The 15,199-nt window shown below is 50.0% G+C and carries 12 protein-coding genes and 1 riboswitch; all 12 genes read left to right on the forward strand.

Annotated features, from left to right (window positions below):
- Positions 1 to 126: 126 nt before the first annotated feature.
- Positions 127 to 243: riboswitch (FMN riboswitch) on the forward strand.
- A gap of 95 nt (positions 244 to 338) precedes the next feature.
- The 12 genes from I2D94_RS10610 to I2D94_RS10665 all read left to right on the forward strand — a co-directional run bounded on the left by I2D94_RS10610 (position 339) and on the right by I2D94_RS10665 (position 15,199).
- The gene (locus I2D94_RS10610; protein ID WP_195396840.1) at positions 339 to 941 is read left to right on the forward strand and encodes an ECF transporter S component; all 603 of its coding nucleotides are present in this window, start codon (positions 339 to 341) and stop codon (positions 939 to 941) included.
- A 315-nt stretch (positions 942 to 1,256) separates the two neighbouring features.
- The gene (locus tag I2D94_RS10615; RefSeq protein ID WP_072683410.1) at positions 1,257 to 2,312 is read left to right on the forward strand and encodes a hypothetical protein; all 1,056 of its coding nucleotides are present in this window, start codon (positions 1,257 to 1,259) and stop codon (positions 2,310 to 2,312) included.
- Positions 2,312 to 2,986, forward strand: a complete 675-nt coding sequence (gene cmk / locus I2D94_RS10620) for a (d)CMP kinase (protein WP_072683409.1) — start codon at positions 2,312 to 2,314, stop codon at positions 2,984 to 2,986. The genes I2D94_RS10615 and cmk overlap by 1 nt, the downstream gene beginning before the upstream one ends.
- Positions 2,979 to 4,283 (forward strand): ribosome biogenesis GTPase Der, encoded by a 1,305-nt coding sequence (der, locus tag I2D94_RS10625; protein WP_195396842.1) that lies wholly within the window; start codon positions 2,979 to 2,981, stop codon positions 4,281 to 4,283. The genes cmk and der overlap by 8 nt, the downstream gene beginning before the upstream one ends.
- A gap of 12 nt (positions 4,284 to 4,295) precedes the next feature.
- Positions 4,296 to 5,285: an NAD(P)H-dependent glycerol-3-phosphate dehydrogenase gene (locus tag I2D94_RS10630; protein WP_195396843.1), complete on the forward strand. Its 990-nt coding sequence runs from the start codon at positions 4,296 to 4,298 to the stop codon at positions 5,283 to 5,285.
- 56 nt (positions 5,286 to 5,341) lie between these two features.
- Complete coding sequence (locus I2D94_RS10635; RefSeq protein ID WP_195396845.1) at positions 5,342 to 8,563, forward strand: DEAD/DEAH box helicase; 3,222 nt, start codon at positions 5,342 to 5,344, stop codon at positions 8,561 to 8,563.
- A gap of 140 nt (positions 8,564 to 8,703) precedes the next feature.
- On the forward strand, positions 8,704 to 9,552 hold the full coding sequence (locus I2D94_RS10640) for a DegV family protein (protein WP_072683405.1): 849 nt from the start codon (positions 8,704 to 8,706) through the stop codon (positions 9,550 to 9,552).
- A 305-nt stretch (positions 9,553 to 9,857) separates the two neighbouring features.
- Positions 9,858 to 12,608: a sigma 54-interacting transcriptional regulator gene (locus I2D94_RS10645; protein ID WP_195396847.1), complete on the forward strand. Its 2,751-nt coding sequence runs from the start codon at positions 9,858 to 9,860 to the stop codon at positions 12,606 to 12,608.
- Positions 12,605 to 13,021, forward strand: coding sequence for a PTS sugar transporter subunit IIA (locus tag I2D94_RS10650; RefSeq protein ID WP_195396848.1), 417 nt, complete (start codon positions 12,605 to 12,607; stop codon positions 13,019 to 13,021). The genes I2D94_RS10645 and I2D94_RS10650 overlap by 4 nt, the downstream gene beginning before the upstream one ends.
- A 56-nt stretch (positions 13,022 to 13,077) precedes the next feature.
- Positions 13,078 to 13,578 carry a PTS sugar transporter subunit IIB gene (locus I2D94_RS10655; protein ID WP_072683403.1) on the forward strand — a complete coding sequence of 167 codons (501 nt, stop codon included), beginning with the start codon at positions 13,078 to 13,080 and terminating at the stop codon, positions 13,576 to 13,578.
- Positions 13,579 to 13,590: 12 nt separating this feature from the next.
- Entirely contained in the window at positions 13,591 to 14,391 is an 801-nt protein-coding gene (locus tag I2D94_RS10660) for a PTS sugar transporter subunit IIC (protein ID WP_195396850.1), read from the forward strand.
- Positions 14,384 to 15,199 (forward strand): PTS system mannose/fructose/sorbose family transporter subunit IID, encoded by an 816-nt coding sequence (locus I2D94_RS10665; protein ID WP_195396852.1) that lies wholly within the window; start codon positions 14,384 to 14,386, stop codon positions 15,197 to 15,199. The genes I2D94_RS10660 and I2D94_RS10665 overlap by 8 nt, the downstream gene beginning before the upstream one ends.

Below are 15,199 nucleotides of genomic sequence, written 5' to 3' on the forward strand. Positions count from 1 at the left end.
TATTGATGTTTTTTGAGATTTTGAGATTTTTCAAATTCACGCAAAAAACTCTTGTTTTTTATTATCTAATTTCTTTTTCTTGTCAAGGTCTTTACAAATTCATTTGTGAAGGTTATGATAAAGGCGATAAAACTTCAGGGCAGGGTGCAATTCCCGACCGGCGGTAAACCCCGCGAGCCGATTCTCGGCCGAACTGGTGGAATTCCAGTGGCGACAGTAAAGTCTGGATGAAAGAATGTTTTTTTCTTTTTCATAGAGCTACCCCGAAGGTTTTGTTGAAACCTTTTTTTGTCGCCAGGACAGGAAAAGTCAGCGTTGTCAGAAGTGGAGGAAAAAAGATGACAAACAGAAAATTTTTCAACATTAAAACCATGGCCAAAGTCAGCATCTTAGCGGCGATCGCGTTTATCCTGATGGAATTTGATTTTCCGATTCCCTTTATCGCTCCGCCGTTTTACAAACTGGATTTCAGTGAGGTCGCAGTCCTGATCGGCGGTTTTGCGATGGGACCGCTGGCCGGCGTTGCGATCGAAGCGATGAAGGTCTTTCTAAGCTGTCTGTTTTTTGGTTCCGGTACGGCGTATGTCGGGGAGCTGGCCAACTTTGTAATGGGCTGCGCATTTATCCTGCCGGCCGCCTGGCTTTATCGGCGGCATAAGAATCTGAAAAGCGCGCTGATCGGCATGATTCTGGGCACGGTGAGCCTGATGTTGGTCGGCGGTTTGACAAATTATTTCGTGATGCTTCCGGCGTATTCGTTCTTCTTCAATATGCCGCTGGAAGCGATTATTTCGATGGGCGCCAAGGTTGTTCCGTTTGTCGATAACGCGTTCACGCTCGTATTGTTCTGCACGACACCGTTCAATTTAATTAAAGGAATTGTGACGTCGTTGATGGTGTTCCTGTTATATAAGCACATTTCGCCGATTCTGCACCGCTGAAGAAAATCGGCCGCGAAATAGGACGGAATAAAAAAGAAGCTTCTGGGCTGGGATTTTGATATTCGGGTTGCGATCTGCTTTGGCAAATCAGCGCTCAGAATCAATCGCCAGCTTTTTTAATTCTTGATTGATCCTCGCTTTCATCGGCGGCAGGATGAAGAAAATTGGAAAATGATCGTGGACATGATTCCAAGTGAGGCCGCAGGAATAAAAGCTGACCAGCCGCTTTTACAAAAGAATCCGGGCAAACCGTCAGTTTTCTTCGCAACTGGAGTCAATTTTTGATATAATGAAAAAGATTAGGAGGCACTGTGTATGCAGAATATGTCGCGTAAGGCTAAATATGAAAAACTGAGGCAGGAATTGCAGAACGATGCGGAATCGCAGATCAGCACGAAGGGGATCTCCGCCTATGCCGAACGGCTAAGCCGTTTGGATACGACTGCAACGGAACAGCTGGAAGTTAAAGAAGAAGAAAACCACGATCCGATCCATCTGCGCCGCGAAGCTTATTTTGCGGATGAAACGCAGAAAGAGAAGGCGAGTCCGGCAGCCTCTTCTTTTAATAATGAATATCTTGACGAGTACATCAGCGAAGTAAAGGAGTACAACAAGCAGCGCGGTTTGTTAGCCAGTGAGGACACGCAGGTCAACATTTTGAAGCAGCTGCGCGAACAGAGCTCAATCCGGCCGTTTGAGGAAAAAATGGTCAGCACGAGCAAGGATAACCTGTTGGATGACATGGATATCCCGTCGTTTGTGCTGCCGGAGGACGACACGCTGCGCAACACGATCTCAATGGAGGTCAAGCAGCTGCTTGATCAGAGCGGCAACAGCGGCGAAATGTTAAAGACGCTGGAACCGGCGCCAACCCCGGAAATCAAGAAATCACGCCGGATGAAACCGCCGGTTGAAGAAGAAACCACGGACATCCAGCCGGTCCTTGCCGAGGACGAAGACGATGAGGAAGAGGATGACGAATGGGACGACGAGGACGAAGAAGAAACGAAAAAACCGCGTTGGAAACTGTTCGGCCGGCATCGGGATGAGGATGACGACGAGGAAGAAGAGGAAGATCAGGACGAGGAAGACGAGGATTGGGAAGAGGACGAGACCCAGCCGCATCGCTTCTTCGGCAAACTGCGCTCCCACATGCAGGAAGAAAAAGAACTGCGTGAAAAGCTGATGAGCGAGACGGTACAGTTGCGGGCGCAGATGGACGACTATGAAGATGAGCTGAACGATATGAACGATTCCGTATCCTATACGAATCGTCTGTTAAACTTCATTCTGGTCCTGCTGATCCTGGCGCTGTTAGTGGTACTGGGGATCGTCGTGTACTGGATCCTGCTTCAGAAAGGAATTATTTAATGAAATTGAACATTGCGATTGATGGGCCCAGCGCCGCGGGGAAAAGTACGATTGCCCGGCGGCTGGCTCACGAATGTGGCTATATCCATTTAGATACCGGGGCGATGTACCGCTGTATCGCCTACAAAGCGCTGAACGAAAAGCTGGCGCTGGATGATGAAGTTGCGCTGGGCGCGATGATCGACCGGACTGAAATTTGTCTGACTCCGCAGGGACAGGTGTTCCTGGACGGTGTGGAGATGCAGGATGAAATCCGATCCAACGCCGTGTCGATGGCGGCGTCCCGGGTTTCTTCACTAAAAACAGTGCGTCAGAAACTGGTCGAGCGGCAGCAGAAAATGGCGGCGGACAAAGGCGTCGTCATGGATGGCCGGGATATCGGAACGGTTGTTTTGCCGGAGGCGGAAGTGAAGATCTTTCTGACCGCTTCGCCCCAGGCCCGTGCGAAACGGCGGTTTCTGGAGAATCAGCAGAAGGGAATCTGTTCAGACTATGATCAGCTCGTCGCGGAAATCGCACAGCGCGACCGGCAGGACATGGAGCGGATCCATTCGCCGCTGCGGCAGGCGGAGGACGCCGTCTGCGTCGATACCTCGGACATGACGATCGAGGAGGTCGTTGCGGCGATCAAGCAGCTGGCTGCTGAAAAGAGTAAGGAGGGAAACCATGATTAAAGGTGTGGTTGCCATCGTTGGCCGTCCGAATGTCGGAAAGTCAACGATTTTTAATCGGATCCTGGGCGAACGGGTTTCCATCGTCGAGGATACCCCGGGCGTGACCCGGGACCGGATTTACGGAAAAGGAACGTGGCTGACTCAGGATTTCCGCGTCATTGACACAGGCGGAATTCAGCTGGAAAATCAGCCGTTTCAGGAAGAAATTAAAGCCCAGGTCGAAATTGCGATCGAGGAAGCCGACGTCATTTTGTTTGTCGTCAACGGCCGCGACGGCGTGACCGGCGACGACGAGTTCATTGCGCGGATGCTGCGGCGCAGCGGCAAACCGGTCGTTCTGGCCGTCAATAAGATTGACGACGCGACGCTGCAGGGAAATATTTATGAGTTCTATGCGCTGGGGCTTTCGGAACCGATCGCGGTCAGCGGATCGCACGGCATCGGCATCGGCGACGTCATGGACGCCTTGGTCGGGGCATTTCCTGAAAAGCAGCAGCCGGAGCTGGAAGGCATCCGCTTCGCGGTCATCGGCCGGCCGAATGTCGGCAAGTCCAGTCTGGTCAACGCGCTGTTAAAAGAAGAACGCGTAATTGTTTCCGATATTGAAGGCACGACCCGCGACGCGGTGGATACTCCGTTTGAACATGACGGCAAGCATTACGTCGTCGTCGATACGGCCGGGATCCGCAAGCGCGGCAAGGTCTATGAAAATATTGAAAAATACTCGGTGCTGCGCGCGATGAGCGCGATTGAACGCTGTGACGTCGTGCTGTTTGTGATCGACGGGGAAAGCGGGATCCGCGAACAGGACAAGCATGTCGCCGGGTATGCGCATGAAGCCGGCAAACCGATCATTATCGTATACAACAAGTGGGATGCCGTGGAAAAAGATGAGAAGACGATGAACCGGGTGACGGAACAAATCCGCACGCAGTTTGTGTATCTGAGCTACGCGCCGATTCTGTTCGTCTCGGCCAAAACCCATCAGCGCGTCAATACGCTGCTGCCGATGATCGAAGACGTCTATCACTATTCCCAATTAAGAATCGCGACCAACGTGCTCAACGAAGTCGTGATGGACGCTCAGCTGACAACTCCGGCGCCGACGCATAACGGTCAGCGCTTAAAGATTTTGTATGCTTCGCAGGTAGCGGTCGCGCCGCCGACGTTTGTTTTGTTCGTCAACGATCCGCAGCTGCTGCACTTTTCCTACCGCCGTTATATTGAGAACCGTCTGCGGGAAGCGTTTGGTTTTGACGGATCGCCGATCCGGATCATCGCCCGCAGTAAGGACTAAAGGAGGCGCAATATGAAAATTTGCGTATTGGGCAGCGGAAGCTGGGGCACGGCGCTGGCGCAGGTGCTGGCGGACAATCATCATGAGGTCGTCATCTGGGGCAAGAGCCCTGAGGAAATTGCCGACCTGAAGCTCCATCGCAACACGAAATACTTTCCGGAGGTACTGGTCAATCCGGCCATCGAAGCGACGCTGGAGTTCGATACGGTCAAAACCGCCGATATCCTGCTTTTCGCGGTGCCGACCGGCGCGGTGGAGGAAGTCAGCCGCCGGGCTGCGGCGGCGCTGGATCATCCGGTGATTGTGATCAACGTCGCCAAGGGATTCCATCCGACGACCCATCAGCGGCTCAGCGAAGTGATCAAGGAATGCTTCACGCCGGAAACACTGACGGACGTCGTTTCTCTGATCGGCCCTTCACACGCCGAAGAGGTCATTCTCCGCAAGCTGACCTCGGTCAATGCGGTCTGTGAAAACGAAGCGTCAGCCAGAAAGATTCAGGAGCTGTTCTCCAACGATTATTTCCGCGTTTACCGCGGAACCGACGTGATCGGTTCGGAAACCGGCGTGGCGATCAAAAACATCATGGCGATTGCCAGCGGCATCATTACCGGACTGGGCGAAGGCGACAACGCCCGGGCGGCGCTGATGACCCGCGGTCTGGCAGAAATGTCCCGCTACGGCATCGCGCAGGGCGGACGGGCCGAAACTTATCTGGGATTAACCGGGGTCGGCGATCTGATCGTCACCTGCACCTCTCCGCATTCCCGCAACTTCCAGGCCGGCATGCAGATCGGCCGTCAGGACAGCGCGGAGATTTTCTGGAAAACCAATAAGAAGACGGTCGAGGGCGTAAAAGCGGCCAAGGTCATCTATGAAGAATCAATTAAGAAGCACATCAGCATGCCGATCACCGAACAGGTTTACCGCGTGCTGTACGAAGGCGAAAAGCCGTCCCAGGCGATCAAGCTGTTGATGGCCCGGGAGCTGAAATCAGAATAAAAGCCCGTCGCGGGGCTTTTTCTGATGGAACAATCGGAAAGGAGGAACCGGTGCCAATGATTCTGGACGAAACGAATCTGAGTACCTATTTTGACGAGCGGACGTGGAATCTGGCGCGGCGTTATCATCAGGAACGCTCGATCATCCAGTCGCTGTCGGCCGTTGAATATAAAACGCTGCAGCTGATCGAGGTCGAAGCCGTCGTCTATCCGTATCTGCAGCATGTCAAGCTGTCGCTGCATTCTGTGACCGGCGAGCTGCTTCATTTTTCCTGTGAATGCCCGTACTGTGTCCACGATGAAAAAGCCTGCGCCCACATCGGCGCGGTTTTGATGTTTTTGAAAGAACGGACGATCGACCATTTTCCTTTTTATTACCGGGAGAACGCCGCCGACTATATCCAGCAGATGCGTCGCCGGCAGATGTTTTCGCAAAGCGAGCAGCTGATCGAGGCGTATGTCAATTCCGCGGTGCTGGACGACCCGGTGATGCTGCAGAACGATCCGGTCGAATTGCAGCCGGAGGTCATGTTTTCCAATTCCGAGCTGCTGGTCAGTTTCCGGATCGGCCGCAAGAAAAAATACATTTTGAAAAATCTCGGCGAATTTATGACGCGGATGAACGAGGCGGCGATTGTCAGCTATGGCAAGGAACTGCAGTTTCTGCATGTTCCGGAGTCGTTCGACGAAGTCTCGCAGAAAATTCTGCGCTTTATCCGCCGCAACTATTCATCCCAGACCAATTTTGATACCGGAGCGCGCTATGTCAAGCTGAGCGGCGGCAGCGTCGATGATTTTTATGAGCTGTTTTGGAATCATCCGGTGATGATGGCGGATGGCCGGCCGATGGTGATGATTGAGGAAAATCCGCAGTTTACGCTTCAGGTCGAAGGGCAGGGACAGGACTACCAGCTTGCGGTCACGCCGCACGAATACCGCTATCTGTCCAGCAATGAGGCCGATTATGTCTATGTCGGCGGCACGCTGATCCGGCTGCTTCCGCGGTACCGGATCCTGTGCGGACCCTTATTAAAACGGCTGCAGCAGGGCGGCAAGCTGCTCGTCAGTCACGAACAGATCAAGAATTTCTATTACAACGTCCTGCAGCCGGTCAGCGAGCTGATTCCGGTGCTGGGTATGGACGAGCTGCCGGTCCGGCTGGATCCGCTGGTCACGCGGGTGTATATCGACGAGCCGGCGCCGCACACGATCATGATTACGATCCGCTTCTGTTACGGCCCCAACGAATACATCGGCTTCGATACGCTGACCAACCGCGATAACCGCAACCTGCGCAAGGAACAGAAAGTGCGCGCGATCATCCGGCAGTATGTGACGCGGATTGACACGCTGACCCAGATCGCCTGGATTGAGAAAAACGAAACCAAGGAATTCAGCTTCCTGGCGGAAGGGGTAGGCAAGCTGATGGATCTGGCGGAGGTCTATATCTGCGAATCGCTGAAAAATGTTCAGATCCGTTCGCGGGCTTCGTTCTCCGTCGGCGTAAGGCTGACCTCCGGCCTGCTGGAGCTGCAGCTTGACAGTCCGCAGCTGACGCCGCAGGAACTGGAAGAAATTTTCCGCGGCTATCAGCAGAAGAAAAAATATGTGCGATTGAAAAATGGCGACTACTTCGCAATTGGCGAGGGCGAAACCGAAGAAATGCTGGCGATGCTGGACGCGCTGCAGGTTGATCCGAAGCAGCTGGGCGCCGGGCCGGTGACGCTGGAAAACTATCGGGCGCTGGCGCTGAACGAACGGCTGATGAGTACGCCGGAGATCAAGGTCGAGCGGAATCAGGAGTTCAAAACGATGATCCGCGACTTTAAGAATATTGAGGAAAGCAAATTCGACGTGCCGCACTCGATGCGCAAGATTCTGCGCACCTATCAAAAGGAAGGCTTCCGCTGGCTGAAAACGATCGCCCACTATGGCTTCGGCGGGATTCTGGCCGACGATATGGGCATCGGCAAGACTTTGCAGATGATCGCCGTGCTGGAGGATGCGCGGCTGCAGGGGGAAGGCGGCTGCAGTCTGGTCGTCACCCCGGCTTCGCTGATCCTCAACTGGCAGGCGGAAATCCACCGCTTCGCGCCGCAGCTGAAATGCGGCTGCGTGCACGGCACGCTGAAAGAACGTCAGAATACGCTGGCTTCCGCAAATGATTTTGACATCCTCATCACGTCTTACGACTACGTCAAGCGTGACGAGGCGTTGTACCAGCCGCTGGCGTTTCAGTATCTGGTGCTCGATGAGGCGCAGGCGATCAAGAATCAGCGGACCAAGAGTGCCCAGGCCGTCAAGCAGATCCAGGCCCGCCACCGCTTTGCCTTAACTGGTACGCCGATTGAGAATTCATTAGCCGAGCTGTGGTCGATCTTCGATTTCTTAATGCCGGGCTATTTGTTCAGCTACGCGCAGTTTAAGGAAAATTACGAGCTGCCGATCGTGCGGTATGACGACGAAGAACGGCTGACGTTATTAAAGAAGCTGGTATCGCCGTTTATTCTGCGGCGCGTGAAACAGGACGTCTTGAAGGAACTGCCGGAAAAGACGGAAAGCGTGCTGCAGATCGAATTCAGCGAAGCGGAAAAGAAGCTCTACCAGGCGTCGCTGCAGCAGATCCAGACGCAGCTGACGCAGACGCTGGATCAGCAAACCAACGCCGGCAGCTCCAAGATCATGATTTTGGCGATGCTGACGCGGCTGCGGCAGATCTGCTGCGACCCGGGGCTGGTATTTGATGGTTACGGGGGCGAGCGGAGCAAGCTGACTGCCTGCATGGAGCTGATTGAAAATGCGGTGGAGTCGGGCAAGAAGATTCTGGTCTTCTCCCAGTTTACGACAATTCTGGACAAGCTGCGGGATGAATGCGAGAAGCGCAGGATCGGAACCTATCTGCTGACCGGCGCAACGCCGAAGCAGCAGCGTTTTGATTTAATGGAAAGCTTCAACCGTGATAAGACGCCGGTCTTTCTGATCTCGCTGAAAGCCGGCGGCACAGGATTGAACCTGACCGGCGCGGAGATCGTCATTCATTACGATCCATGGTGGAATCTGTCGGCGGAGAATCAGGCGACCGACCGCGCCTACCGGATCGGCCAGACGCGCAACGTCCAGGTTGTCAAGCTGATCGTCGAAGGCACGGTAGAGGAGAAGATCAGCAAGCTTCAGCAGCAGAAGCAGCAGCTGTCGCAATCGGTCATCGAAGGTTCCGACGGCTCGATCGCCGCGATGAGCCGTGAGGAAATTCTCGAGCTGTTTGAGACTGAATTTTAAATGATACGGCTTTCATTCAAGTGATTGTTTGAAATGCCGTTTTTATTTTGCGAAAAAGGGTTGCCAAGGGGAGAATACGCTGTTACAATGGGTTAGATTTTTATATTGATATTCAAACTATCTCAAGGAGGAGACACGATATGACAGTTCGTATTATCACTGATTCCACGGCCGATGTGACCCCGGAGGCAGCCCGGCAGCTCAATATTGGCGTTGTTGCGCTGAAGGTGCTGTTCGGCCATGAAGAATACCGCGACGGCATTGATTTGAACATCGAAGAATTTTATGCCAAGCTGACGGGCAGCGGTCAGTTGCCGACAACCTCCCAGCCCTCGCCGAACGACTTTCTGACGGAATATGAGAAAGCAAAAGCGGCAGGCGAGGAGATCCTCGTTCTGACGTTGTCCAGCCAGTTAAGCGGAACCTGTCAATCGGCGCAGCTGGCGAAGGATTATTGTGAATACGAACCGATTTATATTGTCGACAGTTTATCGGCGACGATCGGCACACAGCTGCTTCTGCGCGAAGCGATCCGGCTGCGCGATGCCGGACAGTCCGCCAGGCAGATCGCGGCGCAGTTAGATCAGCTGAAATCGCGCATCGTCGTTCTGGCCGCTGTGGACACGCTGGAATTTCTGGTAAAAGGCGGACGATTGTCCAAGGCCGCCGGATTTGCGGGTTCGTTGTTGGGCATCCATCCGATGATCACCCTGGAGGAGGGCAAGCTGAGCGTCTTAGGCAAAGCCCGCGGCAAGAAAGCAACACTGCAGCTGTTTTGGCAGCAGATGGAAAAGCTGGGAATGCCGGATCCTCAGGTGGAACCGATCTTTGGTTATACGGGAAACCGGGAAGCGGTCAGTGATCTGATTGCGTTCTTGGAAGAAAAAGCGATCGTCAGTTCGCAGGTGTGCGGCGTGGGCAGCGTAATCGGCACGCATACCGGGCCGGGCGTCAGTGCAATCGCCTATCTGCGTCAGGCAGACTGTTAAGCGTAAGCTTGGCAGTTTTTTTTTTGGTACTTTGACAAACAGGTAAAATTTGCCAAAGTTATTGAATGATAGATTAAATCGCTTTCGAGCGGTATCATGGCAGAGGTGACTCTGATTCATTTGTAGTTAATGTAAGATTTTCGGAAATGAATAACTTGGAGAATCGTATTGTTAAAAAGGACAAATAGTGTTGAAAACAAATGAAAATTGTTAAACAGTGTTGAAGTTCTCTGGTGTTTCAGACAATTTTATTCCAACGCTTATAATGAAGACAGAAGTCAACCTTAGAGAGCTGTGGTGAGTCCATGAAAAAAACGCAGAAAGAAATTCAGAAAATCGTAGAAGATCTAACCTGCCGTCATGGCGTTGACTTTTTAAAAGCGATGTCCACCGGCAATATTGCCAATACTTTAAATATCAGCCGTTCTTTAGCCAGCCAATATTTGAATGAATTGTGTAAACTGGGGCGATGTATCAAAATTAACTCCAGACCCGTTTATTATTTCGATAAAACACAGTTGGAGAAAAAGTATAACGTGACGTTAACCTATAACGAATATTACAATATGCCGGATTTAATTGAAGCGTTAAAGCAGAAGCAGAAAGAGCCGCAGGATTTTTTTAACGCGGTGGGTGAGGATGGTTCGTTAGGCTATTGTATTTCGCAGTTAAAAGCTGCGATGCTTTATCCGCATGGGTTGCCCGTGATCCTCCAGGGTGAAAGAGGAAGCGGAAAAACATTTTTAGCCCGGCTTGCTTTTGAATTCTTAAAAAATCAACATCGCGTCATGGATAAAGCTTGTTTTATCACATATCAATTTAATTCAGAACAAACCTCGGATAAAATGCTGGAAGATCTTTTCGGAATCCACAGCTCTGTTAAAAAACAAACAGGCTTTATCGAAAAATGTCATAACGGTCTTCTTTATCTTTCACAGGCCGATAAAATGAGCCTGGAATGTCAGCAGAGGATCGCTGATTATATCAACACTGGACAGTTTACCCGCATGGGAGATTCAGAACATCCCATCAGCAGTCAAACGCGGGTAATCCTTGGGGTGGATACGCCTTCGTTAGAATGTTTGGGACAGGATTTATTATTAAGCATACCAGTTCATTGCAGCATTCCGCCGTTAACAAAGCGTCCGGCTGAAGAACGGGAACAATTAGTAAGGGTACTTCTGAATCAGGAACAAAAAAGATTAAACTGCGAAATACGACTTTCGCAATCTCTATTTACCTTGTTAGGAAGTAATACGTTGGGGCTGAATATTCATGAGTTGAAAAATTGTATTCGGACGATGTGTGCCAATGCTTTTTTGGAACAGGAGAAGACACAAAGCCTGTGCTTGAAGCGAGTTTATTTGCCGGAACCTTTGTTATCGAAAATTCCTTTGGAATGGAAAGGCTTGAAAGAGGAACTTGTCTTTTTAACGATCAACGAACTGGTTCCTGAGAATGACAGTCATCAGATTTTCGATCTGTTTGATCTGTTGCTGGAAGCGCATCGGGATTACTTTTTTAATCATCATCATTTCAATTCTTTTCTGAAGGACGGGTTGGAGATCATGCGGAAGTATTATGACATGATTGTTTTTGAACAAAAAGAAGAGAATCCGCGGATCAGTTCGATTGAAAATATAATTCAAACGTTGATTGATCAAGCGAAAGACAATGCCAGGCTAACCTTGCCCTTAAACTGCAGTTTTGTTTTAGCAAGAATGATCGATTCTCTTCATCAAATGAAAACCAGCGCTTCCGTTTGGGAGAGCGAACAGAGAGATTCGATCCAGTCTTGTCTGAATTCTTTGAAACAGGAGCTGCCGCAGGCGTTCTCACTTGCCGACGAATTGATTTCCCGGCTATGCGCTACACTGGAAATCAAAACACAACCGCTGAACGTTATCTTTCTTACCTTGAATATCTGTTTTTATAATCAGCAGGAAAAAGGCCGGCAGTTATGCGGAATTATAATCAGTCATGGTTATTCCACGGCGTCCAGTATTGCGGATGCCGCGAATCAGTTATTGCAAAGTCAGGTTTTTGATGCCATTGACATGCCGCTGGATACTGAAGTCGCCGCGATTGAAAAGCAACTGGATCGATTCCTGCAGATGCATTCTTATTATCAGGGAATGTTGGTTCTTGTCGACATGGGTTCGCTGGAAGCGATGGCCCAGCATTTAAATTCAAAGATGGATATTGGAATAATTAACAATATATCGACAGGATTAGCGCTGGACGTCGGCAATCGGATTAAACAGAACGAAGAACTGGAAGCGATTCTCATCGCCGCTTGTCAAAGCCATCAATGCCATTACCGACTGCTGCGGCAAACAGAAAAACCCAAAGCGATTATATTTACAAATGATATCTCAATCCGCGTCAGCGGGAAATTGGCAGAACTGTTCCGCAGCTCTTTGCCCCGTCCGGTCAATATCAAATTTATTGAGGTCGAGTATTCGAGACTGAAGACGACGTTGGAAAATGACGATTTCTTTCAGCAATATCATGTCGTCCTCTTAATTAAACCGTTAGGCTTGAAACTGGATGGCGTGAATTCAGTAACCTTAGAAGATATCGTAGGATTCAGAAACCTGCAGCCCTTATCGGAAGCTTTTCAGGATGAATTAAACGAGGAGGAACTGGATCAATTTCATCAGCAGTTATTAAAGAATTTTTCTTTGCAAAGTCTGATGGAAAATCTCACGATTCTCAATCCTGCACATTTGCTGGATTCAGTTTATGAAGCCGTCAGCGAGCTTCAACGGCAGCGTCATTGCCGGTTTCAAAGCCGGACGCTTGTGGGAATTTACATCCATGTCAGTTTTCTCATTGAGCGGCTGGTGACAAGAACCGCGATTGAGTCCCAGGCGGATTTAACGCGTTTTCAAAAAGAACATCAGGATTTTATTGATCAAGTCCATATCAGTTTCCAACGGATATTGAAAAGCTATAACGTTACCGTTCCGATTGATGAAATATCTTATTTGTATGATTATATCGCGAATGATGAAGCCTTTAATAAAAAAGAGTTGGAAGGAGAGGCAGAATGAAAAGATTGATTTTAGCTTCACATGGCCGGTTAGCCGAAGGCATGGCCGATACGGCCAGAATGATCGTTGGAGATCAAACAGAGCTGATTCCGCTGTCCCTGGTTTCGGGAATGCAGCCGGAACTGCTCAAAACAAAAGTGGAAGGAATGATCAAATCCTGGCCTGGCGAATTAACGGTAATTCTTACCGACCTTTGGGGAGGCAGCGTCAATACCGCCTTGCTTCCTCTCTGTGCGGATGCCCATGTTCATTTGATTGCCGGGATGAATCTGAATTTAGTCTTGCAGCTGTGTTTGAGCGATGTGGAAACCGGCGGCATGGCCATCGAATCCATTCTGAATGAAGCGCAGAAGTCAATGGTCTACGGCAACGCTAAATTAAACGAGATTCCGCAAGAGGAATCCTGGTTTTAAAAAGGAATGAACTGGATATTTTCCAGTGAACTTCAAATGAGAAAGGAGGGAAATGTATGATCAAAATGCTGCGGATTGACGATCGGCTGCTGCATGGACAAGTCGTATTCATGTGGACGAAACAGCTTAACATCAAAGGGATTATCGTGGCCAACGACGAGCTGGTTCAGGATCCAATCCAGAGTCTGGCCATGAAATTAGCGGTGCCAGAACAAATTAAACTGTTGATCAAATCCGTTGAAGAAGCCTCCCGGCTGATTCAGGATCCACGTTCCGCTAAAATGAACATTCTGCTGGTGATGAAAAGTCCGGCCGACGCGGCGAGATTGCTTCGATTACTGCCGGACAAAACCTTGATCGAGCGAATTAATATCGGAAACAGCGGCCGGATTGACAAAGGAAACAAAGAGATGATGACCCGGGAAGTCTATGTTGATGAAACCGATATTGAAGCGATTCAGGAAATTCTGAGCTATGAACTGCCGTTTGATATCCAGATGATTCCAACAAACAACAAAGTCAATGTTAAAGATGCTTTAAGAAGCATCCGGAAGTGAGGAGGAGAAACAATGACACTATTCCAGGCTATTTTGATTGGATTTGTTGCTTTTGGCGGCTTATTAGTAACTGAAAGCGGCTGCGGGCTGATGTTAAACCGGCCGATTGTCTTGGCGCCGATCGTGGGGTTTATTCTCGGTGATTTGTATGAAGGGTTAATTATGGGAGCTGCCTTGGAATTGATTTTCTTAGGCGTTGTTTCAATCGGCGGATCAACGCCTTCGGATTCAACGATGGGCTCCATATTGGGCACAGCGTTTGCGATCAGTATGAATCAGGGCGTGGAAATTGCTTTAGCGCTGGCGGTACCGATCGGGTTATTAATGCAAATGGTGCAGTATTTAGTTTATTTCATCCGTGCTACCCAGATGTCGAAAGTCGAGGTTTATGCTGAACAGGGGCAATTCAATAAGATTACGCGGCTGCATTTTGGAAGCATTCTGATTTTTGCGATTATTTATGGTTTCATCGCCTTTGCTTCCCTGCAATTCGGCGTTGAATTGATGCGGAATCTTGTCGATCAGATTCCTCAGGTTATATTGGATGGGCTGGATGCGGCAAGCATGATGCTTCCGGCTGTCGGGTTTGCGCTGCTGATGAACATGCTTTGGGATAATCGGCTCTGTGTTTTGTTGTTCTTAGGCTTTATTTTAGCGACTTATCTCAATCTGCCGATCATCGCGATCGCCGGTATCGCTTTAACGATCGGCGTTCTGCTGGTGGTTCAGGATATGAGCCATAACCGTAAACAACCGGAGATCAGTTTGCCGCAGGGCCAGGATCAGGCAGAGGAGGAATTCTTTAATGAGTAAATTTGAAATCACTCCGCAGGAGAAGAAGCTAACCCGTCAGTTGTTTTACCGCTCATTTGCTTTGGAATGTTCGTTTAACTTTGAAAAAATGCAGGCTTTGGGATTTGCCTGGGCGATGTTTCCGGCAATCCATGAATTTTGCGGGACTCAGGAGGAACAGGTCGAAGCTTTAAAGAGACATACCGCTTTTTTCAATATTACTCCGCATATCAGCACGTTTTTACTCGGCATGGCGGCGTCCATGGAAAAAGAGGCTGCTGAGAAAAAAACGATGGATCCCGCTGCGATCAATGCGATCAAGGTTTCCTTGATGGGGCCGCTCTCCGGAATCGGCGATTCCTTTTTCTGGGGAACTTTCCGCGTCATCGCGGCGGGCGTGGGCATCTCGCTGGCTCAGCAGGGCAATGTCTTGGGCCCGATTCTGTTCTTAATTCTGTTTAATGTTCCGCATTTAGTGCTGCGCTACTATTGCACGATCTGGGGCTATGTCCTGGGGTCAAAATTCATTCAGACATCCTATGAAAATGGTCTGATTCATCACATGACCAAGCTGGCGACCGTCATCGGTTTGACGACCGTGGGCGCCATGATTGCCACAATGGTGAGCCTTAATGTCGGTTTGACCGTTCAAATTGGCGAAATGGAATTGGTGGTTCAGGAGATTTTCGATCAAATCATGCCGAATTTACTGCCGTTATCATTAACGATGGCCGTCTTCTATGCGATCCGGAAAGGAATTAAGGTGAACACCCTGATCATCGCGATCTTTGTTATCGGATTGTTAGGCACTTTTGTCGGTCTGTTGTAA

It is taken from the genome of Holdemania sp. 1001302B_160321_E10, assembly GCF_015552275.1.
Taxonomy (GTDB): domain Bacteria; phylum Bacillota_I; class Bacilli_A; order Erysipelotrichales; family Erysipelotrichaceae; genus Holdemania.